The organism is Thalassobacillus sp. C254 (genome assembly GCF_001310615.1).
The window spans coordinates 1-25240 of the sequence record NZ_BAXQ01000013.1 but is presented as its reverse complement, the minus strand read 5'-3'; the positions used below and the strand labels follow the sequence as shown (position 1 = coordinate 25240).

29 protein-coding genes and 5 pseudogenes are annotated in these 25240 nt (G+C 39.1%); 12 read left to right on the top strand and 22 right to left on the bottom strand.

The genetic code is table 11. From position 1 onward, the window contains the following. Positions 1 to 62: 62 nt before the first annotated feature. The 4 genes and pseudogenes from JCM19033_RS25860 to JCM19033_RS12915 all read left to right on the top strand — a co-directional run bounded on the left by JCM19033_RS25860 (position 63) and on the right by JCM19033_RS12915 (position 2722). The gene (locus tag JCM19033_RS25860) at positions 63 to 197 is read left to right on the top strand and encodes a hypothetical protein (protein ID WP_269758189.1); all 135 of its coding nucleotides are present in this window, start codon (positions 63 to 65) and stop codon (positions 195 to 197) included. Beyond that, positions 182 to 737 (top strand): annotated as a pseudogene (locus JCM19033_RS25855) (M50 family metallopeptidase). The gene JCM19033_RS25860 and the pseudogene JCM19033_RS25855 overlap by 16 nt, the downstream one beginning before the upstream one ends. Before the next feature lie 372 nt (positions 738 to 1109). Further along, positions 1110 to 2057, top strand: coding sequence for a nucleoside hydrolase (locus JCM19033_RS12920; RefSeq protein ID WP_054636600.1), 948 nt, complete (start codon positions 1110 to 1112; stop codon positions 2055 to 2057). 386 nt (positions 2058 to 2443) lie between these two features. Beyond that, positions 2444 to 2722: a thioredoxin family protein gene (locus JCM19033_RS12915; protein WP_054636599.1), complete on the top strand. Its 279-nt coding sequence runs from the start codon at positions 2444 to 2446 to the stop codon at positions 2720 to 2722. A gap of 349 nt (positions 2723 to 3071) precedes the next feature. On the opposite strand, the pseudogene JCM19033_RS12910 reads toward JCM19033_RS12915, so the two are convergent. The 14 genes and pseudogenes from JCM19033_RS12910 to JCM19033_RS23515 form a co-directional block, all read right to left on the bottom strand. Continuing rightward, a pseudogene (locus JCM19033_RS12910) lies at positions 3072 to 3433 on the bottom strand (ferredoxin). A 55-nt stretch (positions 3434 to 3488) separates the two neighbouring features. Next, positions 3489 to 3782, bottom strand: coding sequence for a hypothetical protein (locus tag JCM19033_RS12905; protein WP_054636598.1), 294 nt, complete (start codon positions 3780 to 3782; stop codon positions 3489 to 3491). A gap of 236 nt (positions 3783 to 4018) precedes the next feature. Continuing rightward, positions 4019 to 4336: a Fe-S cluster assembly sulfur transfer protein SufU gene (sufU, locus tag JCM19033_RS12900; protein ID WP_306301341.1), complete on the bottom strand. Its 318-nt coding sequence runs from the start codon at positions 4334 to 4336 to the stop codon at positions 4019 to 4021. Positions 4337 to 4752: 416 nt separating this feature from the next. Then, complete coding sequence (locus tag JCM19033_RS12895; RefSeq protein ID WP_054636597.1) at positions 4753 to 5259, bottom strand: GTP-binding protein; 507 nt, start codon at positions 5257 to 5259, stop codon at positions 4753 to 4755. 14 nt (positions 5260 to 5273) lie between these two features. Continuing rightward, entirely contained in the window at positions 5274 to 5690 is a 417-nt protein-coding gene (locus JCM19033_RS12890; protein WP_054636596.1) for a GTP-binding protein, read from the bottom strand. A 304-nt stretch (positions 5691 to 5994) separates the two neighbouring features. After that, complete coding sequence (locus JCM19033_RS28230; protein ID WP_374701242.1) at positions 5995 to 6279, bottom strand: GTP-binding protein; 285 nt, start codon at positions 6277 to 6279, stop codon at positions 5995 to 5997. A 16-nt stretch (positions 6280 to 6295) separates the two neighbouring features. Then, entirely contained in the window at positions 6296 to 6406 is a 111-nt protein-coding gene (locus JCM19033_RS22330; protein WP_157049866.1) for a GTP-binding protein, read from the bottom strand. A 454-nt stretch (positions 6407 to 6860) separates the two neighbouring features. Continuing rightward, positions 6861 to 7448, bottom strand: coding sequence for a TIGR03943 family protein (locus JCM19033_RS22325; protein ID WP_269758201.1), 588 nt, complete (start codon positions 7446 to 7448; stop codon positions 6861 to 6863). Positions 7449 to 7455: 7 nt separating this feature from the next. Beyond that, a complete protein-coding gene (locus JCM19033_RS25850) occupies positions 7456 to 7668 on the bottom strand; it encodes a DUF1980 domain-containing protein (RefSeq protein ID WP_269758200.1) in 213 nt (70 codons plus the stop codon). Between the two features lie 552 nt (positions 7669 to 8220). Continuing rightward, positions 8221 to 8775 (bottom strand): HPP family protein, encoded by a 555-nt coding sequence (locus JCM19033_RS12875; RefSeq protein WP_054636593.1) that lies wholly within the window; start codon positions 8773 to 8775, stop codon positions 8221 to 8223. Between the two features lie 471 nt (positions 8776 to 9246). Beyond that, entirely contained in the window at positions 9247 to 9534 is a 288-nt protein-coding gene (locus JCM19033_RS12870) for a helix-turn-helix transcriptional regulator (protein WP_054636592.1), read from the bottom strand. A gap of 35 nt (positions 9535 to 9569) precedes the next feature. Beyond that, a pseudogene (locus tag JCM19033_RS12865) lies at positions 9570 to 10828 on the bottom strand (Glu/Leu/Phe/Val dehydrogenase). 339 nt (positions 10829 to 11167) lie between these two features. Beyond that, a complete protein-coding gene (gene sda, locus JCM19033_RS22320; RefSeq protein ID WP_198153499.1) occupies positions 11168 to 11326 on the bottom strand; it encodes a sporulation histidine kinase inhibitor Sda in 159 nt (52 codons plus the stop codon). Positions 11327 to 11358: 32 nt separating this feature from the next. Continuing rightward, positions 11359 to 11502, bottom strand: coding sequence for a hypothetical protein (locus JCM19033_RS23515; protein WP_157049865.1), 144 nt, complete (start codon positions 11500 to 11502; stop codon positions 11359 to 11361). 906 nt (positions 11503 to 12408) lie between these two features. Here JCM19033_RS23515 and JCM19033_RS12855 point away from each other — a divergent pair. The 8 genes and pseudogenes from JCM19033_RS12855 to tatC all read left to right on the top strand — a co-directional run bounded on the left by JCM19033_RS12855 (position 12409) and on the right by tatC (position 17146). Beyond that, positions 12409 to 12888 (top strand): hypothetical protein, encoded by a 480-nt coding sequence (locus tag JCM19033_RS12855; RefSeq protein ID WP_054636590.1) that lies wholly within the window; start codon positions 12409 to 12411, stop codon positions 12886 to 12888. Next, a complete protein-coding gene (locus JCM19033_RS12850) occupies positions 12885 to 13094 on the top strand; it encodes a helix-turn-helix transcriptional regulator (RefSeq protein WP_054636589.1) in 210 nt (69 codons plus the stop codon). Before JCM19033_RS12855 ends, JCM19033_RS12850 begins: the two co-directional genes overlap by 4 nt. 522 nt (positions 13095 to 13616) lie before the next feature. Beyond that, on the top strand, positions 13617 to 13796 hold the full coding sequence (locus tag JCM19033_RS23510; RefSeq protein WP_157049864.1) for a hypothetical protein: 180 nt from the start codon (positions 13617 to 13619) through the stop codon (positions 13794 to 13796). A gap of 25 nt (positions 13797 to 13821) precedes the next feature. Next, complete coding sequence (locus tag JCM19033_RS12845; RefSeq protein WP_269758188.1) at positions 13822 to 15261, top strand: flavin monoamine oxidase family protein; 1440 nt, start codon at positions 13822 to 13824, stop codon at positions 15259 to 15261. A 20-nt stretch (positions 15262 to 15281) separates the two neighbouring features. Further along, positions 15282 to 15854, top strand: a complete 573-nt coding sequence (locus JCM19033_RS12840) for a RidA family protein (protein ID WP_232725439.1) — start codon at positions 15282 to 15284, stop codon at positions 15852 to 15854. 16 nt (positions 15855 to 15870) lie between these two features. After that, positions 15871 to 16104 (top strand): twin-arginine translocase TatA/TatE family subunit, encoded by a 234-nt coding sequence (locus tag JCM19033_RS12835; protein WP_054636588.1) that lies wholly within the window; start codon positions 15871 to 15873, stop codon positions 16102 to 16104. Positions 16105 to 16114: 10 nt separating this feature from the next. After that, positions 16115 to 16342, top strand: coding sequence for a twin-arginine translocase TatA/TatE family subunit (tatA, locus tag JCM19033_RS12830; RefSeq protein WP_054636587.1), 228 nt, complete (start codon positions 16115 to 16117; stop codon positions 16340 to 16342). A 71-nt stretch (positions 16343 to 16413) separates the two neighbouring features. Continuing rightward, a pseudogene (gene tatC, locus JCM19033_RS28225) lies at positions 16414 to 17146 on the top strand (twin-arginine translocase subunit TatC). A 304-nt stretch (positions 17147 to 17450) separates the two neighbouring features. Here tatC and JCM19033_RS12820 read toward each other — a convergent pair. From JCM19033_RS12820 to JCM19033_RS12785, 8 genes and pseudogenes are all read right to left on the bottom strand, one after another. Continuing rightward, complete coding sequence (locus JCM19033_RS12820; protein ID WP_269758198.1) at positions 17451 to 18683, bottom strand: PocR ligand-binding domain-containing protein; 1233 nt, start codon at positions 18681 to 18683, stop codon at positions 17451 to 17453. A gap of 76 nt (positions 18684 to 18759) precedes the next feature. Further along, positions 18760 to 19521: a response regulator gene (locus tag JCM19033_RS12815; protein ID WP_054636585.1), complete on the bottom strand. Its 762-nt coding sequence runs from the start codon at positions 19519 to 19521 to the stop codon at positions 18760 to 18762. A gap of 157 nt (positions 19522 to 19678) precedes the next feature. Further along, positions 19679 to 20098 (bottom strand): heme-binding protein, encoded by a 420-nt coding sequence (locus JCM19033_RS12810; RefSeq protein ID WP_054636584.1) that lies wholly within the window; start codon positions 20096 to 20098, stop codon positions 19679 to 19681. 27 nt (positions 20099 to 20125) lie between these two features. Then, positions 20126 to 20434 carry a glycerol dehydratase reactivase beta/small subunit family protein gene (locus JCM19033_RS12805; RefSeq protein WP_054636583.1) on the bottom strand — a complete coding sequence of 103 codons (309 nt, stop codon included), beginning with the start codon at positions 20432 to 20434 and terminating at the stop codon, positions 20126 to 20128. Then, positions 20427 to 22272, bottom strand: a pseudogene (locus JCM19033_RS12800) (diol dehydratase reactivase subunit alpha). The gene JCM19033_RS12805 and the pseudogene JCM19033_RS12800 overlap by 8 nt, the downstream one beginning before the upstream one ends. A gap of 2 nt (positions 22273 to 22274) precedes the next feature. Continuing rightward, positions 22275 to 22697 carry a diol dehydratase small subunit gene (locus tag JCM19033_RS12795; protein ID WP_054636582.1) on the bottom strand — a complete coding sequence of 141 codons (423 nt, stop codon included), beginning with the start codon at positions 22695 to 22697 and terminating at the stop codon, positions 22275 to 22277. A 1-nt stretch (position 22698) separates the two neighbouring features. Beyond that, entirely contained in the window at positions 22699 to 23283 is a 585-nt protein-coding gene (locus JCM19033_RS12790) for a propanediol/glycerol family dehydratase medium subunit (RefSeq protein WP_054636663.1), read from the bottom strand. Positions 23284 to 23305: 22 nt separating this feature from the next. Continuing rightward, entirely contained in the window at positions 23306 to 24991 is a 1686-nt protein-coding gene (locus tag JCM19033_RS12785; protein ID WP_054636581.1) for a propanediol/glycerol family dehydratase large subunit, read from the bottom strand. Positions 24992 to 25240 lie beyond the last annotated feature (249 nt).

Below are 25240 nucleotides of genomic sequence, written 5' to 3'. Positions count from 1 at the left end.
CTTTCTACTTATGAACAAATCCGTTATACTTCTTGGTATTACACATCAAACGAGGTCATACCATGACAGAAATTATCCAATTCGTATTGTTAATTCTTTTGATAAGTTTTCTTACTTATCTCCCTATTATCGGTTCCTACTTTTCCTTGTTTCACACGCTTATTCATGAAACGGCCATGCTCTGGCAGCAAAGCTGACTGGGGGGAAGGTAGGAACCATCTCTTTATTCCACAGCACAGAAGGACTCATTACTTATCACCACCACTGGGGAGGCAGAGTCATCACTGCTTTGGCAGGTTATCCTTTTGCCTCCAGCGTATCCGTCCTCTATATATGGGCAGTAAGACAAGAATGGCACCTTGAAATAGGAATATCCCTGCTCCTCCTTCTCTTATTTAATCTACTCTTTTGGGTAAGAAACCTCTACGGCTGGCTATGGGTTCTATCCACTGGTGTTGACCTATTTTATATGGCAGCAAGGATATACAACGATCCTGGAATATATCGTGACTGGAATCGGGCTGGTCCTGTTAACCCAGGCACTGATAAGCTCGTGGCATATCTTTGTAATAAGTATCAAATCCTCCCGTTATGCTGGGGATGCCAGTTCTCTGGCCAGGTATACATTCATCCCGGCACCATTATGGGGCCTGTTGTTCTTCCTGCAAGGGACAATTTTTTTTGTGGCAGGAAGCTTTGTTTGGTTAGGAGAGAATATTCTTTCCTTCTTACACTAAAAGAACCAGTGACTCTATTAAAACGAGGAACTGGTTCTTTTATGTTTCAATGCATAAGTAAACCCACTAGGTACCTACTATTCCATAATCCCTTAGCTATACATGCTGTTTCCTAACCGGTTAGCGGTCGGATTACCACATTTCCTACTAAATATGACCTTCCAAATTGATATTTGATAGGCCCTATACAACAGGCCTTATAAACGCACTCGAATGTGTGCTGCTCCTACACTCCTTTCACTTAATTTCTTCTTTTAAGAAAATGGAAATGTTAATTACACCCTGGAATATAATCTAAGAACAGTAAATCATTACTTCCAATTGTAAGCATCTAGGCTAGACTTCACTTTATAAAAGAAATGAGGGAGATATGTGAAAAACGTCCTCATATTTTCTGACCCCGGTGTGGATGATGCGATTGCCCTTATGTATGCCATTTTACATCCTGGAATTAATGTGGTAGGTATTGTATCAGGATACGGAAACGTCGAAGTAGAGATTACCACTAGAAACATCAAAACGATCTTGAATATTATGAGAGTTGACATCCCAATTTATGGCGGTCCAAACCAACCGGCATCTGATGTGTATGTGAAGTTTTACCCTGAAATACACGGCGTACACGGACTCGGAGATTATGAACCTGAAGGACTGGGCTTCCAGCTCACAAATTTTACTAATCTTTATGAAGTGTTTGACTCATTTGAAGATGTTCATGTGGTTGATATGGGGCGAAATACAGGGTTAATGATTTCCTATATGCTTGGTAAACAGGAAATGGAAAAAGCGGTTGCTTATTACGTAATGGGAGGAGCATTTCAGGTTCCAGGAAATGTAACGCCTGCTGCGGAAGCAAATTTTTATGCCGATCCGGTCTCAACTAAATTTTTGTTTGAAAACTTGAATACGTACATATTCCCTCTCGACGCCACAGGAAAGACCCTTGTCACACCGGAAATGATTAATAACATTGTTACACACACACCGGTTGAGAATATAAAAGAACCCCTCACATTAATGTTTAGGTTTTATAGTCAAGTTTACCAGGAATTTATCCCTGGTATAAATGGGGCTTTAATTCACGATGTGTTGCCCCTTATGTACTTAACGAATCCAGAAATGTTTTCATTCATAGAGCGGGAAGTATTTATCGAAACAAGCACAGGACCAGCTAGAGGAGCAAGTATTGCAGATTTTCGTCCAGCTTACGCACTAGGGGAACCACTTGAAGAAGAGTTACCCTTACAGCGGATAGCGGTAGATATAAATTATAATCGTTTTTTCAACCTTTTTATGGAGACTTTTATGAGAAGCCTCTAATGTTTACTACCCTAAGAACAGAGAAATATGCGAAAATACTACCGTTTTGATTGACTTTAAGAGGGAAATGTATATTGTAAGCATCCAAGGTTGGCTAAAAAAATTACATTAATTATGGATTCACTTTTTCTAAGAGAGAAAATAATATTTTTACTAATGGATACTAGGTATAAAATAAATATTCTATTACATGCTTCAAATGAGGCAGATCTTCTTTCATAGGAAGTACTTGATTTTACAGTAAGCAAAATCAAAGAAATCGAAGAGATATGAAATATAGCCCAAATAATAGTATTACTTGAGAATTTAGCAGAAAAATACCCCGGTCTTGGGGCTTTCGAAAGATGACTGTTCAATTATTAGCATGTGTAAAGGAGTGAATGAAAATGGCCAAAAAAAGAGTTGAAGTGTTTACGTCAGACTGTTTTATTTGTGACGCTACAGTAAACCATGTTAAAAATCTTGCACAATATAGTCCCGAATCTGAAGTCGTTGTGTATAACTTAAACAAGAGGGGGGAAGCCAACGAAGGTGAAGATAAAGCCAAAGAATACGGTGTTCAATCGGTTCCAGCCGTTGCAATTGATGGAAAGTTAATGGATTGCTGCAAGAATAATGGAGTTGATTTCAATAGCTTAGAAGCTGAAATATTAGGCCATAGATAGTATAAAACAGGGCACTTTTTCCTGCCCTGTTTTATTTTCCGTATGCCCCACATTCACAACGCTTACAGTTTCAAGTCTTGAACGGGGAATGGTCGTTATAGTCGTTGGGTAAAGGAATATCCTCTTGTAAATGTAGTTTTCAAATCCACTTGCTTATCGGTGAACTACGACTGACCTCTCCACTTTATTTCCACAAAGTATTTACTAAAATTTGAACAATTTGTTGTGATACAGGGCGCTCTATGTTCTTTTATTCCTGCTCATTCAAGAATAATGGTAGGTAGCTATTTCATTTTATTGCTGTAGTCTATCCAACCAAGAGAGGTTCCTTTCACTTGTAAAACTAGGGTTATGGTTTTTGATATCCTACTTCGACGGATTCATTTACTCGACGAAAACCATCTTTTTCATAGACAAGACTTGTCTTATTACTATATCGCTGATTATTTTTCAAAGATTGAATAAAAGGTTTGGCATCGTAACTCGTAAGGTTCTTATACCATGTACCTTCGGGATACACTGTCACCACACAGGCATCCTGGCACCGTCCATTACAGCGGGTTCTTGTGGTGTGAATCTGATTATTTAATCCTCTTCGTTTAATTTCGTCTCGCAACGCCAACGTAAGTTCTTCTCCCCCATCTTCTTACAACTGCCCCCGTTACAGACTAATAAATGATGTCGCGTACGAGAAAGATCCCATGTACTCACGTTCCTTTACTCCCTTCGAGTTGTTGACCCTCTCAATAGTAAGATTCTTTGATGTTCAGTTTTCCAGCCTTTTTCTTTCTTTTTTAAACTCTTCCTGAAAAAAATATAACTCACTTAAATCTTTATCTATTTGTTTAACAAAATCATCGTGCCCCTTTATCAGAGCTTCATTTCTAATTAGTAACGCTAACTCAATGAGTTCATTGTTGCTTTGTTCTATTTTAATAAGCCTTTGTCGTTCTGAATCTATCTCAGTCTCTAAATTCTCTGTGTTAAATAGAGACATACCTAGATCAAATGAACGTCTTGAGTTAAAGCTTTTCTTTTGTAAATGTTGAAAGGTAAGCATAATTCAGCCCCCTCTGACTCTGTTTTACATTTATTATTTCTAACACATCACTGCTTACAGAATTCCAAAACAATTAGTTCTTTTCAGATAACCTTTTCATTTTTTCTTTTCGTATTTTTCATTCTTCTTTTCGTATTCTTGTATTACCATGCCTAGTGCTTGCCAGCCCATTAATGCACAATTATGCCGGGCCTTTAATTTATGCACACCTTCTAATGCTAAGGCATCACCTAGATCTACCCGTTCAGGTCTCGTCCTTTTTTTATAAGCTCTTCCATTCCTTCCTTTTGTTTTTTTACTTCTTCGAGTTTTTTCCCTTTTATTAATTCGGTCATCATGGAACAAGAAGCCATGCTTATAGAACATCCTTCACCAATAAAGGAGACCTCCTCAATGATATGGTCGGGTGACATTTTCCAATATAGTGTCATAACATCTCCACACGTAGGGTTTTTATAGGATAGATAACTTGTTCCTTCTTCTTTTAACTCTCTATGGTTTCTCCGATGTTTGGCATGATCCATGACTAATTGACGATATAATTGATCAAGCATAGAATCCTCCTCTATTGATCCTACTTCCCAGGCATCAGGGGCAAATGAGTTCATCTTTAATCGCAGATTACGATTTATATTTCAGGTTGTGATAAGGCCACCCCCTGGTGTTTTTTGTTTTCTTTCCCAACCGCTTTAGGTTATTTTTGTAAAAAGAAGAATCAAACACAAATGAAAATTGTTGTCATTACGATTTAAAAGAGAAAACACCTCTGACCAAAATATACTTATCAACGAACAAATAAGTATTAGGAAATCAAATAAAATATCTCTTTTTGTAAGGCTTTACTACCCTTAAATTTAACTTGCTTGTATTTCCTTTATCAGCTCCAGCCCCCGGCACTGCGGTTCCTGGTATTCAACTCTATGACACTCGAGAAAGCAAGAATGTTTAAGGGGACTCACAATCCAGTTGCTCACACATAAGAACCGTTAATTTTTTCCTTGATTTGCTGTGGGTTAAGATTTTCTCCAATGAATACAAGAACGGGTTTCACTTCTCTTTCGTCAACATACGGCTCAAAGAGCAATTCTCCATACGAATAATTTAGAAGAAAAATTTCTGGACTCTCCATTAATTTCACAAATCCTTTGAGACGAAAAAGACAGCCCTCCATGGAATTTACACAGTCACTTAAACACTCACGACGAATCGGGTGAGGCAAGGACAAGGTCACAGAATGTAGGTGAAGGTTTTCTATGTGGGAATCCCTGTTTAACGTGTTTGAAACCTTTTTCTTCTCGGTATGTTTTTCTTTTGAAAACATTAGTGAAACATCAACGTTTGAATAATAAGAAGGAACAATCGCAGCTTTTGGATTTAAATCTTGTATGTCTTGCCTAACAGATGCCCACTCTTCAGGTTCCACTTTATCTATCTTGTTTATGAGAACCATATCAGCATACCTTACTTGTTCTTTCATTAGTTTTTTTATCTTTATACTCCCCTTCCCTCTTTCCACTGTTTTACATCAACCAGGGTCAAGACTGATTTTATCTCTACTTTGCCTGCTAACAATGGGTGGGTACAGGCATCAATAATTTCTATAGGGTGAGCCGCCCCCGTTGCCTCAATATAGATAGCATCTAATTTGTACTCGGTTAACAAGCTGTTCAGTTGCTGACTAAGTTGGCCGTTTATGGTGCAGCAAATACATCCATTTAGCATTTCCTTTAACGGGGTACTGGCAGGCACGACAGATGAATCTATGCTTTTTTCTCCTAATTCATTCATTAAAACAGCTATTTGTCTTCCATTCTCATGTTCCTTATGAAGAAACCGACGAAGTAGAGTACTTTTACCGCTCCCTAGGAAACCACTTAATATAAAAATTTCAGTTGAATTTGCATTCATAGTCAATTAACCTGCTCCTGTACATCTGGTTTATTTTTCTTTGACTTAGGGGAAATGTCTAAACTTTTCTATCAAAAAACATCTATGCTCTTCTTTATCAGGTAATCGAAAAAAGTGTATTGCTGCCCAAATAACAATTGACCGTATACTATTCCCTTGTTTGTCTGGACTACATTTTCCCTAGTACATCACTATATCGAAACAAATCGTAATGATTATTATTTACAGATGTTAATGCATATAATCGTTTTCGTCAAGTGCCGTTTTGGGTGTAGATGAAAATTTGACTAGGTTGCCCTCCTTGCTAATTGTTAACCTTTATAACCTCACACTCTTTTATGGATTGTCCTATTTTTTCTTTGTCAATAGAGGTCCCTATCAAAACAATTTTCGATGAAGAAACTGACCAATCAAGCTTATTAAAGGTAAAGTTTGTTGGAGTGTATTGAAAAAGATGCGTACCATCCTCGAATGGGATAAATCCTTTGGCACGTAAAACAGTACTTTTTAAAGTAGCTAAGAATTCTTCAAATCTTTCTCTATTTACCAGACCTTCAAATTGATAGGAATACGAATGAACACTCTCAATGTTAAATTTCTCCCGTTTACCGTTTTCTAAGTATACCGCATTTGAAATCGCTTAAAATATTCTTTAATAAAGTTGTTTTCCCAGCTCCTAAAAATCCACTCAAAATAATAACGGGTATCTGCTTCATTTTGATCCTCAATAATATCATTTAATATAAACTTTGTTAACACTTCCCGAAATGTTGCCCTCTACCTAGGTGAAAAAGTCTTTAAGATTCGTAGAAAAGAATAAGTTTGAGAAGATATCATGGACAAAAAAAGGTTGAGGGTTCCCCCGCAGCCTTTTCACTCATTTTGAAATTTCACCTTGCTTCTTCTATTCTTTTCCTTTGAGTATGTTTCTTGATCAGAATGCCTCATATCCATAGTCTAATAACTTTTCTGTACTTTGATAACTTTGCTCAGAAATACGTTAGACCAATACTTTGAAAAAAGAGCATCTCTTCTAGCTACTGGCCCCCGCTCCATCTTTTAGAGTTTATTGGATTTATTGTCTGGTTCCACTTCTCTGCCTGAGGAAATTTTTCTAACCTAACTACTGGTAATAGAAATTTTAATATCCATTTTTTGTATTTCTTATTTTCATTTAAAAGATGGGAAGACATAGGGCATATCGGGCTCACTGACTTGCTCTATATTTGTTGTACTAACGGTCGGCATCACGAAACCATTATAACTTCCTTTATTAATTTTTCCATGGACCGTAACCCACGTATCTTCTTCCACGTCTACAGGTTCTTCAGACTCTATTAATATTCCATATACAGTGGCGTCTGCGATACAACAGGTCATAGAAAAACGTGCAACCACCAGTTGATTATCTTTCATTTCTGGTTCGGTATACACAAATCCAGTTACTTCTACTTCTTTCCCAATAAAGTTGTCAATATAGAGGTCTATCACAGAAAGCATTTCAAGAAAATTCTCTTCATTGATTATTATTCTATCTATATCACTATAAGCTTGTGCTAGGTCTTTATAATACTCATCATACTTATCTCCGTCAGAACCTTCTTGCTCAGTTTCTGCAACTTCTCCTATACTTTTTTCTGTCACGATTCGTTCTGGATTAGCTGTAGGACTTGTAAAAATCCCAGAACCATATTGTATACCGCGATTAGCTGCAACAGAACTATCTAGAACTTGATCAGGTAATGAAAACCCAAATATTATGGGACTAATAAATAATGCTATAAATCACAATTTTAGTCAGAGGACTCCCATTCATGCTGTGGTCTTCACCGCAATCACAAAAGAACCCCTCCATATCTTTTTGAGTACTCCGTAGAACCTGTAAAATCCCAAGTAAGAATAGTACCACGGTAGCCACATAAACGAATGGCAGCATAGTTGGGGCAATATAGAGACGTATACTTCCTGAAATAATCATTCCTAGTTGCAAGAGAGCAAAGCCAATGAAAATAATACCCCTTATAAAGGCATGGAAAGATACATCGCTGTTACCCTTCAATTTACTCAACTCCCATTCACTAGTTCTGTATGTAAAGTAAATAGAAACATGATATTTTGGAAAACAATCTTTACTAATTACCAATCAATTAATATATATTTCTATAGAAAAAATAGACCAACTCCTAGTAAGTTGGTCACTTAGCGATAACAATCTGTTTTAATATTTTATAACCTCCCCCATTAGGTCAGAGGCTACTATCTACCAAAAGAACTTCTCTGGCACTGATTGGTGAGTTAAACATTTCTTTTAAAATTTAGTCTTAAGAGGTCATGTTCTCAGTACATAACCTCCTCCATCCACCTGTTGTTCTTTTTCCCATTTTAAAGCCATGAAGCGCCTGGTTTACCGTCTTGGTTAAAGGTGAAACCAATTCACCGACATGGTGAAAGCATGTTCAAACCTTGCCTAACAGAAAGGGTTTCTGTGTTTTCTAAACAATTATTGGTGCTATTCCAAATTCCGTTTCTTTCATAGCCACTGTTTTGGATAGTGCCTGTCCTTAAATAGGTTATTATAAAGAACCGAAATAGCTATAACCACCAGGGAACTTATAATGACAGTGAGAAGGAAAACCCAACCTGACTGAGAGTTAATGGCTACAATAGCACTTGCAGCAGCCGGTGGGTGCATAACATTCAAAAGGATCATTAGGATGAGGACAACCGCAAGTGTTAGGCCAATTGTCAAATGACTCTTTCCTAATACATCCCAAATGGCTAAAGCTGCAAGCGTTGAGACGAAGTGTCCTCCTAAGATGTGCCGTGGTTGTGAAAACGGACCATGATGAGCTGCAAACACTAACAAACAGCTTGCCCCAATGGGCCCAAGGACCATGGGATACCCTAACGCCACAGCAATCACACTCACTATGCTTATCGTAATCAACCCACCTATGGCTGATATAATATTATCTGAAAGGTTGATACGAGTTACGTTTCCTTGTTCGCCTTTCATCTTAGAAATATATGTAATAAACATTTCATAAAGGAGACTGAGTTTACTAGATTCTCTCTCAAAGCGCATTTTTCATACCCCTATCCTTTACTATTTCAAGGTGTTTGTAAGAAATTCTCCCATAAAACTTATTGTAAATAATTTTTAGAAGGTTTTAAAGTTTTGTGACACTTTGAGTAAAAGGAATACAAAAAAACAGAGAGTATCGTTCCTCTCTGTTCATAGAGTCTAGTAAAACTATAGATAAGAGTGTTTCCTTAATTCAACGCCAGCTTATCCTCATATCTTTCTGGGCATCTCTAATCAGCTGTAAATTGTTCACCCTATTTAGGGAATGAATTCAGAAGGTTTGGGTTCATTTTATGTGATCTTCCTTAAATTCTATATTATGAAATTCTCCTTGGTTTTAGTAAGAGCGCTTCCTTTTTTTGAGTGAAGAGACCCACACTTACTATGTAGCATAATAATTAAGATTCGTGTTGATACTGGTACGATGATTTAAAGAGATTATAAAAAGAGAGATTCTCCCCTCTTTGTAGCTTATTTATCACTTTTTTTGTACGCAAACGACCAATGTAAGTTCAACCCGTTTAGATACTTTAAAAATATTTTTACGGACGGAATGCTTCCCCCGTTTTCTATTTTTGAGATCATGCTTACTGCAATACCAGTTTCCTTCGCAAGTTGAGATTGCGTTAAGCCCATCGAAATCCGTGTATCAATTGCTATAGCCAGCAAGTCAGCGTAAGTTCGATCGATTTCATCCTCACTGGACCATAACTTATGAATCTTTTCGAGTGTCGATTGGCGTCTTCTTGCTCTCCCCACCCCAACACCTCCTTACTTTACATATTTTGGACCATTTAAAACCAGCCTCTGAATATGGAGGCTTCTGCTGTTTTTCTTACTCCCACTATACAAGCCGCCAATCGTGTATCTACTTTATAACGGGTAGAGGTTTGTATGACACTTTGAAAACCAGTCACAACTTTATCCCTGATTTTTTCTGCTGCTTCCTCTTCTGTCCAGTAATAGCCTAGATTATTTCGTACCGATTCAAAGTAAGAGACAGCGCTTTCTCCCGAACTTGCCAGGACTTCAGGGACGACTAATACACCACGATCATGTAATATTTTAACAGCCTCCATTGTTATCGGATTGTTGGCAGCTTCCACCACGAGACTCGCTTTCACTTGATGGGCATTATCTTTTGTAACTTGGTTGGAAACCGATGCAGGCACCAAAACATCACAATCACTCTCTAGCAGGTCCTTATTCGTAATCGTATTTCTAAAAAGATTTGTAACTGTTCCAAAGGAATCTCTTTTCTCCAGTAAAGATTCAATGTCCAATCCATCTTTATCATAGAGGCCGCCGATAGCATCTGAAATACCAACGATGGTTGCTCCTCGATCTTTTAGCATCTTGGCCAGAAAGCTTCCTGTATGACCGAAGCCCTGTACGATCACCCTTGCGTCTTTTATCTTTCGCTCTATTTTCTTGGCTGCTTCTTCTACACAAATGACTGTACTCAAAGCCGCTGCGCTTTCCCTGCTCTGAGATCCGCCAAGGACCAGCGGCTTTCCGGTTATGAAATGAGGAGCCTCAAATTCTCGTAAATGACTGTATTCATCCATGATCCATGCCATGATCTGAGAATTGGTGCAGCCATCTGAAGCGAGGATATCCTTGGAAGGGCCTGTCATTTGACTAATGGCCCGTACATACCTCTGCATAATCTCTCCATTTCACCGGAAGACATGTGCCTCGGGTCGCACACAATGCCTCCCTTTCCTCCTCCATAAGGGACGCCCGCAATTCCCCATTTCAAAGTCATCCATATTGACAATGCTTTCACATCTTCTGCGGAGATATCAGGGTGAATGCGAATACCACCCTTAGTTAGACCGATTGCATCGTTATGCTGAGCCCGGTACCCAGTAAATATTTTAATTTTTCCATAATCCATTCTCACAGGAAACCGCACAGTCAGCACCCGAATAGGCTCTTTTAGGAGATCGTATGTCTCGTCTTTGTAACCTAATGCTGACAATGCTTGTTGCACAATATTTTGGGTTGAAGTCAAGAAATCGTACTCTTTGACTTCCTCCCTTGTACTCATCAAAGCAAACACCTCGTTTGTTTAGCAAAAATCTTTTTATAACTAGCTAACATGTGTATAAATGGTTTTCTTCTATGTAAGCTAACTAATTAAAAAAACGGGCTCTCCAATTGCCTCTCTCTCCATGTTTCATTGAGGGTCACTCCTCTATTGATGTACTCCTTCCTAAAAAAGGCCACTACCCCGGATGTTTGTAGAGCCACTGTTCGTTTCCACAAGTAACAAGGGAAAGAGTTCAAGGGAAATTCCCCAACTCCTCCCCCATTACCTACTCTTATAAAGGAAATACCGAAAACTACTGACCCCGGTACTCCCTTTCATTTAACGTTATCCTGCCAGTTACTGTTGATCCATAGTTTTTTCTCCAGATGAGTCATCCAGTTGCCTTCTAATCATTTCATTTTGAAGAAGAAGTAAAAAATCGTCCTCCACATTCAATTCCCGGGCCAATAAATATACTTCACTTAGGAACCGATCAGTAATGTTTTGAAGACTCACCTTACGCGCCTCCAACTCCCTTTTAATTAGTTTCACTTTCCTTTTTCATTTTCTCTGGAATCAGTTTTTCCTGAAAGAAAGTACTTTGCATCTTCTAGTGACCTTTGATCAAGTTTGTCAAGATACTCCTCAATAATTACTTTTTTTTGCCATTCATACCAATCGTTACGATCCATTTATCTCCCTACTTTTCACTTACTCACTAGTTATCATTCGTTCGTATTCTATTGTTTCTTCTCTTTCATACGTTTCTTTGGGCGACAGATTTTACACACGTTAAAAGTCACATGATTGTGTAAAGTTCTCGGGTAGAGTAATTTTATTCCTGTTCTCTCACAAATCGGACAAGTATCTCGTCCTTGTTTAGGAAGTTCCCTCAACACTTTCCCACGTGTTGTGGCAGCCATTCTCTTTCCCTCCTTAAAGGTTTTTCATGTGCCTGAGTAACCTAAAGGAATGCAATGTCATCACCTTCTTCTTAGGATAATCGTACTTTTCACGCGTGTATTTTCTATGCCCGTTCTCTATCAAAAGAAGTTCTACGCCTAACCCAGAGTCCGCTATTACCCCATATACACATGGTTTCTAACGTAGAGGTACTTTTTGTTACCGAGCAATCGTTACAAAAGTATTTTTTTCTGCCCAAAAGAAATATACTTTCTCTCCTTTTGTAAATCTCTTAAAGCACTCATTACAATAAAAGCTCGTAGCAGCATTTAAGCTTTTCACGAAGGTCCCCCCTCCTCCATACCGGTAAAGATTTTGGTGAGTAAGATCCGCACTTCATGATTACCTAGTAATTCAAGATCTAGAGCGCGCAGCTTAGTTCATACTTAAGCATACGGTTACTCTTTTTTTGATTAGTATGAGATCGTTTTATGTACTTTCTTTCCTTCACCTTCAGTCACACTTAAAAAAGGAATGTCCTCTTCCTTTATACTCATATACATAATAGCATAATACTTTCTAAAGGTACATTAAATGCTTTTTATTCTTTTAGACTACTTGTGGTAAAATTAATATAATGCTTGCGAGAGGTTGTGAGGCAATGAAAGACAAAGCATTCTCCTTAAAAAAAATCGATGTCACTCAAAAAGAAAATCATTCAATTTTTAGTTTTAAAGCAGGTCCAGGGGTCTCCTGCCCATCTTGCTGAGATTCACCGCTCTATTTCTGAAGGGATAAAGGAAGACGACCTTAGTCCTAACCGCTCAAGAACATATGTTTATAAAACGATTAAAGAAATGGATGAGCAAGGGTGGATTAGTCACCATCAGGAAGGAAGAAAAAAAATATTTTCACTATGTCATACAGGAAGAATGGTTCTCGACGACTTCAGAGAAAGGTACATTCCTCTTCTAACGAGCATTGAAAAAGCCGTCAAACAGATGATCTTAAATGTGACCTCCAAAGAATTTCATGATGTCCCCTGGACGTTAAGTGAGGAAGAAAAACGGTATTTAAGTAAAATACTTAATGTAAAATCATTCATACGCTGGTATATTCTCCATCAATTGCTAGAAAAAAAGAACGCCATGCCGGAGAACTCTATCGGGAAATGAGACGATGGTATGCCTGGATTAACAGTCACGGGTACTTTTACCAGGTTATTCGAGAAATGGATAGTGAAGGCTGGATTACAAGCAGGTGGCTAAATGAGGACACGAGGTCGAAAAGAAACTATGAGATATCTAAGGTAGGAAAAGAGAAATACAATGAGCTAACAGAAAGCATAAGACTACACTTAGAAGGCATTCATCAGTTTTAAGATCCATGATTCAACAATTTGACCATGTATCTTAAAGCCTGGTGAATCCTCCGCTGCTGCCTGGACTATATTCAATGGCAATATGAAAAGTTCTTTATCTGTTGCATACCTAAAAGAGGCTGAGTTTTTCAGTCTCTTTTTTTACTTGTCGTTCTGAATCGTTCGGCAGGATTGAAAAATAAAGTTTCGGTTCCATACAATTTATATCAAGTCATATCTACTAAATTTCTCTATTCATCTCCTATAGTGCAGTATATGAACGGCTGTTTACTTGTTTACTTTGTTTTCGCTCTAAAGGAATATTAAGACATTCAAGTTTAGTTCCAAGTATTTCTACCAACACACAACCTCTCTACTTTCGACCGAGAAAAAAACTTTGTAAAAAAATCAGAATAATTAAAATTTTGCGTCATATTATGTTCCAAAATTATTACATAAGAAAATAAAACTGGTAGCATTACCATTGTAAGGAGATTTCATTCTTACATCATTTAGTAAAGTGAGTCGAAAGGAGGAAGTGGATTGAGTCGACAAGGATTGAAAACGGACGTAACACGAAGGCAATTTCTCAATGGATTAGGGAAAGTAGGAGCGCAGTGGCCGTTTTTGGAGCTATGGAAAGCCTTGGTTTACTTGCTTCCCCTTCTGCCAAAGCGAGTGGTGATGGTAGTTTTCCTGATGAAGGTGATTTATCAACATTGAGAAGAATGGGAAAAAGGTCATTATTTTGGGAGCCGGACTCGCGGGAATGTCTGCCGCCTATGAATTGACGAAATCAGGGTATGAATGTCACGTTCTGGAAGCTAGAGATCGCAGTGGCGGGAGAAGCTGGACAGTTAGGGGTGGTGATCAACACGCTGAAATTGATAAAGACATTCAAACCGCTCAATTTGAAGATGGCCTCTATTTCAATGCTGGTCCGGCTCGAATTCCCCAACACCACACGACCACCATGAACTACTGTCGCGAGCTTGGAGTAAAATTGGAGACTTTTGCAAACGTAAATGAGTCGACCTATTTGTATAACGAAGATGTGGGCCCCATGTCCGGACAAAGAATTAGACGAAGAGAAGCACGGACGGATATGAGAGGATATACCTCTGAATTGCTCGCTAAGTCACTTGATCAAAGTGCGTTGGATCGACCCCTGACAACAGAAGACAAGGAAAGGTTACTTACTTATTTGCAACAAGAAGGAAGTCTTGATGGAAACCTCAGGTACCAAGGATCCTCCGCTAGAGGATATAGGGTACTCCCTGGTGTTCAAGACGGAACATACGATGATCCTTTTGACCTTAGTGCGCTATTAGAGGCTGGTGTCGCAAACTTCAGCAGTGAATATAACATTAACCAACAAATGATGATGTTTCAGCCAGTTGGGGGTATGGATCAAATCCCAAAAGCATTTGAGAAGAAAGTTGGTCACATGATTACGTTTGGAGCAGAGGTCCAGGAGATCCGTCAATCGGAAGAGAGTTGCCGTATTGTTTACACTAAAGGAGGAAGCACGAATGAAATTCAAGGAGACTTTTGTATCTGTACAATTCCTCTACCAGTATTGAAAAATATACCTGCTGACTTTTCAGCAGACATGTCTACGGCTATCGAATCTATTGGTTATGCCTCGGCAGGTAAAATAGGGTTTCAATTTAAGCGAAGATTTTGGGAGGAAGATGATTTAATCTATGGCGGGATCACAAACACCAACATGGATATAAATCAGATTTGGTATCCCTCTTCAGATTATCAATCGAAAAAAGGAATTGTTGTAGGTTACTATAACTTTGGTAATGATGCTGACAAATACGGAAATTTCTCTCTTCGAATGAGAGAAAAGCGAGCTCTAGAACAAGGAGCTAAAATCCACCCACAATACAATAAAGAGTTTGAAAGTTCTTTCTCTATAGCCTGGCAAAAAATGAAATATAACTTAGGCGGATGGGCCAATTATTCACCATCTGATCGCAATACTCATTACCGTGTATTAAACAAACCCGATGGCCGCGTGTATTTAGCCGGTGAACATTTAAGTTATTATACCGGTTGGATGGCTGGTGCTTTTGAATCTATGGAAAGTGTGGTCGATCAAATTCATAAACGCGTGATTAATCATGAGCCTGTCTCCTCGGCGACATCGCTCATTAAACAAACCGCCCTATTAGGATAAAACAAAGGAGGAACACTCTGATGAAAAAACCTATGAAACTTGGTATAGCAGGATTACTCGCATTATCTCTTGGATTCGGAAGTCTTCATGCCTTTTCCTCTGACGGTGGGGAGCCTGCTCCTGACACGGAAGCAGAGACAGTTGAAGAAACGACTGTCGTACCGGACGAGGTCACCTTTTATGGATCAGAGTCTTCGACCATTTCATCTGCCGTCACGATTCCAGCTGATACCACCCTTTGGTATTCCAGCGGATCTGTGCCACCAGAACTAGATCCTGATGGGGAGACAGTTTATGAAAGATACGGGGATACCAAACAACAAGCCATTGGTATTTTAGAGCAATTTGAAGAAGACCTTGAAGAAGAAGGCCTTTCCTTAGCGGACGTTACCTATTTACGAGTATATATCACTCCTGATGAAGCATTAGACGGCGAAATGGACTACACTGGTTGGTTTGAAGCATACGGCGAATTTTTTGATAACGACAGTAACCCTGTTAAACCTGCTCGATCTACGGTAGGCGTTGCTGGTTTAGTGAATTCAGACTGGTTAATTGAAATAGAAGCAGTGGCAGCTTACCCAGAAGATTAAGACGAGGAGGTAGACAATGTTACAAAATATCGGTGTTCCCGGGCTTATTATCATGCTTGTGATTGCTCTCGTAATTTTTGGACCATCCAAGCTTCCGGAAATCGGACGAGCCTTTGGACGGACGCTTTCTGAATTTAAACACTCAGCAAAAGAATTTGTAGAAGATACCCCTTCCCCTTCCAAACCAAAAGACTATGCTGAGGAAGACTATGTGCAAAACGATGAGGAACCAAAAAAACAAGTTATGTAGGAGGTAATGTATGCTACAAAGCATAGGAGTCCCCGGGCTTATTATCATACTCGTGATTGCCTTGATCATATTTGGACCATCCAAGCTTCCGGAAATCGGACGAGCCTTTGGACGCACCTTATCAGAATTTAAACATTCAGCCAGAGAGCTAGTGGAAGAAGAACCGGTGAAAAGAGAGTCTTCTACTGAATTACGGGAAGTCCCTTCCCAAAATGAGAAACAGCATCATGTAAGCTGACACTACACAAACAGGGTCATGCCAGTGGCCCTGTTTCTCTACATAAGGCAGGAGAATAAAGAGGTGTTTATATGGAATCGATAGAATATAAGAACACAGAAGTAAGTCCTATCCTAACTCATTTAGAGGAATTAAGGAGGCGTTTAATTCTTTTAGGCGGGGCCTTTATCGTCTTCTTTGCCCTCTCTTTTATGTTTGTCGGTGATGTTTACTCATTTTTAATAAGAGATTTGGAAGATCAATTGGCGATATTAGGTCCTGGAGATATAGTTTGGGTCTATATGGCCTTTCAGCTATCATTGCTTTCATTCCAACAGTCCCTCTTGCCGCACATCAAGTATGGTCCTTTGTCGCTCCGGGATTAACCAAAGAAGAGAAGCGCTCTACCCTTTCCTATATTCCCCTATTCTTTTTCTTGTTTATTACCGGATTAGCTTTTGGTTTTTTTATCATTTTTCCTTTAGTCATGAACTTTTTACTAGGCTTGCCGTTGATCAGTTTCAAACCCTTTTTACGGTAGAGCGTTACTTTGGCTTTATGTTCCGAACAGTCATCCCTGTTGCTTTTTTGTTTGAATTACCTGCCGCAGTTATGTTTGGTGCACAGCTGGGCATAATCAATTCCCAGCAGCTTCATACATACCGTAAATATGCTTATTTTGTATTAATTGTTTTAGCAGTGCTAGTGACACCTCCTGATTTTATCACCCCTTTACTTGTTTGCGTTCCACTTTTTCTTTTGTATGAAGCTAGTATCTTTTTTGCCAAAATAATTGAAAGGAAGAAAAAGCAGAGTCAGATCTAGCATTTATCTGACTCCTTTCAAGAATTAAAGACACCACAGGCACAGCTTGTATGTCCCCACCACTATCAGCAGCTATCACCCCACATAACAAGTGAAGAAGGACAGATTATGTATAGGAACGAAAAAGAGAGAACGAGAAAGGTTACTAGAATGGTAGATCCTTATAGTAACTGCATCTCGTTTCTTTTTTTCTCTCAAGGTCCCCCTGCAATTTTTCAATGCCTCCCTTAAAAAGGATTGAAAATGGCAGCTGAGTAGGTTTGAAATCGTACTCTACCCTGCTACCCACATTCTTTCTTCACTTCTACATTCCCGCAAGTAAGTGGTTTGGCAGCTGAATGTGAACCATCGTGCCCTTTTTTTCTCCTCTTCTTTGTAGGTGAATCCCCCAAGTATCCCCAAAATAATATTTTAACCTTTTATCAACATTTTGAATACCTAAGCCGGTTGTATGTCCTTTTCCTGTAGGGAGGGGTACATTTGATATATTATGCTCTTCCTTTGTAACGCCCTTTCCATCATCCATAATATTAATAATGAACTTGTCATCTTTACTAATAAATGTAACTGAAATTTTCATAGGAAGGCCAACCGGTTCGAAACCATGAACAACAGCATTTTCAACAAGGGGCTGTAATGTGAAGATAGGAATATGGTAATTTTCTAAATGATCGTATTCCTGTATTTCCAGATGGAGTTTCCCTGGAAATCGAGTTTGCTGAATACGAATATAGTTTCGAACGTGTTCAACCTCTTCTTTTAATGGTACTAATTGGTCTATATTACGCAAACTATACCTTAGTATTTTACTGAGTAAGTATGTAACATCCTGAGTTTGATTTGAGCCTTCTAAATAAGCAATCCTAGAAATTGTATTTAACGTATTAAATAAGAAATGAGGGTTTACTTGGGATTGGAGTACTTTCAGTTGTGTTTCCTTTAAGGTTTTTTCTAAATTCGCACGGAGCTGCAACTCCGTAAAGAGTTTTTCATTTTTTACTGCTAATTCTTTTTTGATTAAATAGGCATCTCCTATTTCTACAATATAATTTGCAGTTAAAAAAAGTAGTTGAGCAATTGCTTTTACACGGCTATGACTCTTATGCTCCAATTGTCTGTATAACGAGTGCATGGTTTCTTGTTCTAAGTCTAATTCTCCCGTTTCCATACTCATATCCGGGATATCCTCTACTTCCTCTTTATCAATTAAAAGTTGGCCACAAAGGACTGAACCTAAGTATTTTTCTCGCAGTACAATAGGTGCCGCAAAATCAATCAAACCTGTGTGACAGCGGTGAATAACCGGTTGGTTTCTTTCAGCAGCCATCTTGCCCACTCTTTCATCCGAAAGGATACATCGTTTTAAACCTTCCTCACATGAACGGATATAGTTACAGAAGTTTGTGAAGTTGCTGGGCTTCGTAATTGGGTTACCACCAGCGTCACATATAATGACAGCTACTTCTGTTGCCTCAGCAAATTGGTCTTGTATGTCCTGTAACTTTTCCGTATCAACAAGTTCCCATAGATTTTTGATAAGGCTGCACCCTCCTTTACCCTGCTTCTTTAAAAACTAGCAATATAATATGAAACACTGCCTTCCCAGTGCTTCATCACATAATTCTGTTAAAATAGTGTTTATTTAATTTTTCTTTTCTTAACAAAGTTTCATTCTTCCTATATTGCATCGGTGGTTCACCTTCCATCTTACGAAACACTCGAGAAAAGTAATTAGGATCAGAAAACCCACATAGTTCACTGATTTCTGTAATATTTTTTTTGCTCTTCACCAACAATTCTTTTGATTTTTCTATCCTTTTCTTTGTAATAAAATCAGTGAATGTCATCCCCATTTCTTGTTTAAACAACCGGCTAATATATTGAGGGTGCAGGTGAACAACTCTTGCTAACTGTTCCAAGGTTAGCTTCTCATCGATATTAGATTTAATATAGCTATTAATTTTTTCTATCACGGAACTTCTTTGTTCTTCTAGCAGGCCATTATTTCCTGCACTGGTTACCACTTTTTGCAGTGATTCTACTACCTCCTTTGGGCGCACGGGCTTTAACAAAAAATCTTCTGCTCCAATCTTGATCGTCTGCAGTGCAAAATCAAATTCATTATAGGCTGTCAAAAAAATGATTTTGATATTAGGATCTATTTGTTTTACCATTTTGGCAGCAGACAGGCCGTCGAGTATGGGCATTTTAATATCCATAAGAATAAGATCTATTTTATTTTTTTTAGTTATTTCTAATGCTGTAAGGCCGTTTGCAGCTTCTAAACAAATTCCTATATTGAGGTTGCTTTTTTTCACAATATCCCTCAACACTTCTCTCTCTAACGTTTCATCATCAACAATAAGTAAGTTCATTGTCTCCCCCCTAGAATTTCAAAGTAAAGGGTAATCATTTTTGAAGTTAGTGAAAGGAATTATTGATTAAATATTATTACAATTCCGAAAAAATGAATAGTCCTTCTTTTACTAGATAAAAGAAGGACTATTGTACTTATCTTAGAATTCACTGATCTTACTGTGAGTGTATAACCTTAAATGCTTCCACTGCGGCTTCTGCTACTTCAATGTCATTTTCTACGGATCCACCACTAACTCCTGCTGCTCCTACAATCGTTCCTTCTATTGTGAGCGGAATGCCGCCACCGAATAAAACAATTCTAGAATCATTCGTGGTGTGAATACCAAAGAGTTCTCCCCCTGGCTTTCCTAAGCTTGTTAGCTGGTTAGTAGGCATTTTTAATGCTACTGATGTCCATGCTTTATTTAAAGATATATCTATGCTTGCTAATAACGCATCGTCCATTCTGTGACTTGCCAATAGGTTTCCACCATCATCAACAATCGTGATGACCATGGGTACACCTATCTCTTTTGCTTTATTTTCAGCAGCATCTAACATCTCTTTCACTGTAGCTAACGTTACCTTTGTCATATCTACTCCTCCATTACAGATATTTTGTTACTCTATACTCAGCGATACTCCTTTCACTAGTCTTGCTGCATTTTTCCCTAGTAATCTCTCATTTCCTTTACTTTTGGTAAGATATGGTCCTTTTTGAAGCTTCTCATGGAAAACGTCCATTTTATCTTCCTTTACTATTATTTTGACTTCCAAAGGAGAAGGAGATATCACATTATTTTCATTCTTAATTGGTTTGACTACATATGGTACTCCCTCTTCTTCGATACCTGCACATAGCTCCTTTAGATTGACGGAAGGTAAGTTATCATCATAAAAGATCGGAAGGTATACCTTTACATTATCCATATACCTTTCCCCTCTCCGTTTTCGTAGAAAGGATAAGGCCTGTAGCAACCGCGTTTCTTGGCCCCTCTGTTCCTCTTACATTTGCAAACCCTGCGACAATACCGTATTTAGACAACTCTTCACTAATCATTTGCGGAATTTCAAAGTCAAGCGCAGATCCCCCTAACATAACAACAAAGGAGATATGTCTAATGTTCTTGGTAGGTACCACTTGCTCTAAAGCGCGCAAAGCGTTATTTACAAAAACTTTTCGTTTAGCATCCCGGCGAATGGTACGAACCTTTTCAATTGATTCTTTAATAGGTATTGGAGTTAGTCCACCTTCTTCTCGAATGACCAACTTTCCAAACGTATAAGAAGGATAGGGAGTTTCTGAAAAAAGAATTGTTCCATCTTCAAGCTGCATTTGAAATAAACTAATGACCTTCCCTAATGGATGTTTTTTAACTTTTTCAGCAAGTTCTCGATCCTGAAGAGCAAGTTCAGAGTTAATGAGGAGGGTGACCATGTCACCTGCTCCAGCCAAGTGTGTTGTAGAAATGTCACCTTTTTCGTCTATAGAAGCTGCATCTGTAGAACCCCACCCATATCTAATATGACAATTGGTTTTTCAGTACCGGGAGTAGTGAGCGCTCCTTTAATAGCCATGACTGCTTCAACCCTCCGACCTCTACGGGGATTCCAACTTTTTCTTCTAGTTCTTCTGATACTTTATGGATAGACACTTTTTCAGTCTTAACCATGGATGCTAAAGCAACACCGCTTTCCATTGCTAATTCGCCAGCCATAGCTCCACTTATAGAGAAAGGTATCACTGAATCCACGGCAAATAGATCACTTATATAAATGTCATTGAGGTCCTGGGAGGTTAAATCAGCTAAATCTTGTTTAAGTCCGTTTAACATCCCACCAACGTTAGTCCCTTTTTCTCCAGTGACATCAAGTAACTTTCCTATTTTTTTGTAAGCTTCCATTATTGTAGTTGATCCGTCGTTTACTGAAACTTGTGCTTTTGATGTTTCACCAATAAGAGTCATCTTTCCCGCTTCAATTTTACGTTCAACAATTTCTCCTTGCGGCGTTCGGATCACCACAGCCGAACGATTCCCAACTAAAGATTTAGCCACAGGGGCTATTTGTTTTGTTTCTTCAGGTTCTAATTCAAAAAGAGTGGATAAACCATACGGGTTGCTAAGCATTCTAATGACGTAACCAGGCAGTGCCACTTCCACGGCGGCTAGTTTTCCTAGTGGAATTTTTTCAACCATACGAACTTCATCTACAATAGGGATCTTGTGATGCAAACGATTATGAATAAGCACGCCGTCATCCTTTTGCACAATGGCTCCCGTTACGGAATATCCCTTTGAGACCATTTGATTGATGGCATAAGCAACCCATTCATAATCAAACGTGTTAGGAATCACCACAATATAATCAACCTCTGTCTCATCACTCGAGAGTTGAACAAACTGATCAATAAGAATCGTCGTACCTACTCCAAGCCCTGCGCCGCCTGGAGTGTCCGGATTATGCCCTATCATCGATGATTCCGTAATCACTGTTTCACTTATTAAATCCATTGCAAGGTCTCCAATAACAGGTACAGCATCATTTATGCGGATTGTATCAATATCTGACAGCTCTATTCCTGCTTTTCCTGCTGCTTGCTTTAAGCACCTGGTTATGCCCTTTATGTTTTCCACTGTTCCTTTTACCCCTGTCGTGGGAACAAGATGTTGAGATAAAAATGTGATGTCATTTCCCTTACATTCAGCAATCGCTACTTCTGTTGACGAGTTTCCAATATCAATACCAGCAAAAATATACTTCTCCATATTTAATCCTCATCTTGGCGCAACAGTCCTCTTCTTTCATACACTTCAGCTGCTTCCACGATTAATTTGGAGTTTTCAATAGCTTCATACTCCGTTTTCAACTCCTCTGCTATGGTAAGCAGTTCATCTTTTGTGGAACGATTCGGCCTGAGGGCGTTATAAATTTCAAGTATTCTTTGATCTGAAATGTTAATGAGTTCAGCCGCTCTTCGAAAATTTCTTCCTAATTGGTCTCTATTCAAGCTTTCAGCAATTTCGGCTTGATGTAATAAGGTCTCTGGACTGATGCGAAAGTCTTCACTGGATATATTTCCCTGTAACGCTTCTTGCAGGGTTAATTCATTAAGAGTTTTTCCTGTAGGAGTTTTTATCAATTCCGTTCTTTTGTCCCCTAAAGGATAGTCTTCTCTCGTTAAGGTCCTCATGTTACCCCTCCTCCTTCATAGCAAATTTGTATTCAACGTCTACGGATTTTTTATTTTTAACAACATACTGGGCTTCTTTCAAATACAAAATAGCTGCAATGGCCTGATACCTTGGCCTGGCCATTTGATCGTTGACTACCGGTACGGGATCCACACTTTCACCCAGGGCGTAAAAGGCCGCATTCCTCCCAATTGCACGGTAAGTTTCCAGTGTAATTAAAGGTGATTGTGGAAATAACTCAAGGTTACTTAGCGGGTCTAAATCCCGCTGATGGATTACTGTTGTCCCGCGTGATTGTAATCCTACACCTATCCCTGATCCGCTCTGCTTAGCAGCCTGGTGCCCCATGAATGCCAAATCAGCGGTATGGTAGCTGCGAATCACCCGAGGGGTACCCCCACTTTCTTCAATGCCTGAAATGATTTCCCGTAATACCTTGGCGTGTTCTTCTTTTATAATCGTCTTCTTCATTTCTTTGCCAAAGGCCGGGGAAATACAGATAACCACTTCCTTCGGATTTGATCCCTTTTGTGACTGCTCTAGATCAGTTAGAGACATTTCAATGGAGATGGATCCTATGGGCATGTCATTTCCTCCTTTCTTCTTTTTAGTAATCACTTGGGTTAATGGCTTGTCTGATGTTTTTGATCTCCTGCCAACGCTCTTCATTCAGCCGGTATCCTGTCCCTGGCCCGGTGTAGTCGTTTTCATTATTAACTGCACTAATGACAAGGTTATCTTTATTAATAATGGCTGAGGTGTGCAAATAATCCCCTGCCACCCGTTGTTTCAACATGTTAAAGATCCGTTCAGCCGTTACTTCATACCCGCGCCTTGCCAGAATTAAAGCTACTTCAAAGCCTGTAATTCCTTCTTTTAAGATCCTCTCGGCTGCTTTTAGATCATCCACTACATTTCTTTTTGGCATATCACTGCTGCCATTAGCATAAGTGGCGGCTTCAATTTCTTCTTCCGTGATTTCAGGGAATCCCAGCTCCTCAAAAATGGCTTGCATGGCCTTCGCCGCTTTATAACGGACTTCAATAACTTCATTTTCCTTTACCGGTTTTATCCCGCCGTCAACCATCATATCTCGCTGGATGACTAAGTAATCATCAATGTCAGAAGAATCCATGTTAGAGCCGGCAAACATATCATCACTATTGGGAACTGCACTATATCCAGAAAAAATAAAATCCGTCCCTGGCAGCATCTGACATAGCATTTTTGCGCTACGTCTAATTTCTGAATGGGAAAAGGTTTGGTCATTTCCTGAAGCTACTTCAAGATCAAACATGGTGGTAGCTAAATTTTCAGCCAGAACGGCACGAATACCGCTTGGAACCGAGGCCGGTATTCCGATGCAACTGATGGATCCATTTTGCAGCCCTTGTACCCCCGCTCCTTTCGCCATCATAATGCAGCGAACCTCCAGGTAAAGCATCGACTTCCCTTCAGAACCTGCCATTTGCACTTCTGATCCAGTCCCTGAAGTAAAACGCATTTTTGAACCACGGGAAGCGTAAGCTGAGGCCAAAAATGATTTAGACCACGGGGTGTCATCACCATCCATAAACACAGACTCAGTTCCATAAATCGAAATCGTTTCTGCATACGTTGTTAATCCAAGCATCGCAAGCCGCAATTCCGTTGCTTCTTCAAGTGCATCTTGGGTCAGGATCCCGTTCCTCGCCGTTTGTGAACCCACCAAAAGGGCAAGCGCATTAAAAGGAGCGTAACGAACGATTCCTACGGTTGTTTCTTGTTCGTCAAAACCAAGAATTCCAGCTTCTGCTGCATCTGCCGCCATAAGAACAGGGTTATCGCGGACATTCGTGACATGACATTGGTTAGATGGCATTTTTCTTGCTCTTAATTTTTGAAGAGCCATCATTAACTCAACGACATTCAGATGGTTGAGAACCTCCACCACTTTAGAAGGAGTCATTCCTTTGGTTATTTTTAAAACCTCAGTTCTTGAAACATTAATATCTACTAATTTTCTTGCAATTTGTAAGCTATCCATTTCCATGACTTCCTCGGCCGCCAAGGCATCTATCGTATAGTCCGCAATAAATTGATCAAGCATATCAAAGTCTTCTCTGCTCTTGCCATCTAACTCTACGACTCTACCATGTTCTATGGTAATAGAAGGCTTAGGATCATTAGGACTAGACATGGCTACAAACCCTTGTTCAGGCCACTCGTGAACAAATCCATCCTTATTAATCGGCCTATCCTCAAGAACTTGGAATCGCTTTGAACGTTTTACAGAAGAAGTGACCTTATTCATACCAACACCCCTTATTGTTTATTAGCATTACATCCCGGCAGCCCAACTCAACTCCATAAGTGTAGCCTCTTTCACTCAGACTGTTCGTGGTAAAAGAAATAAATGTTTAACTCCTTATTTAAATATAAAATGTTAGCGCTTACATTTCTCTGTAAAATTAGAATCAAAGATAGGAGAGATTATACTTCTTTGTCAGGAATTAGTATTATCGAGATATCTTCAGTGGTTTTCTTCTCAATGCTAGCAATT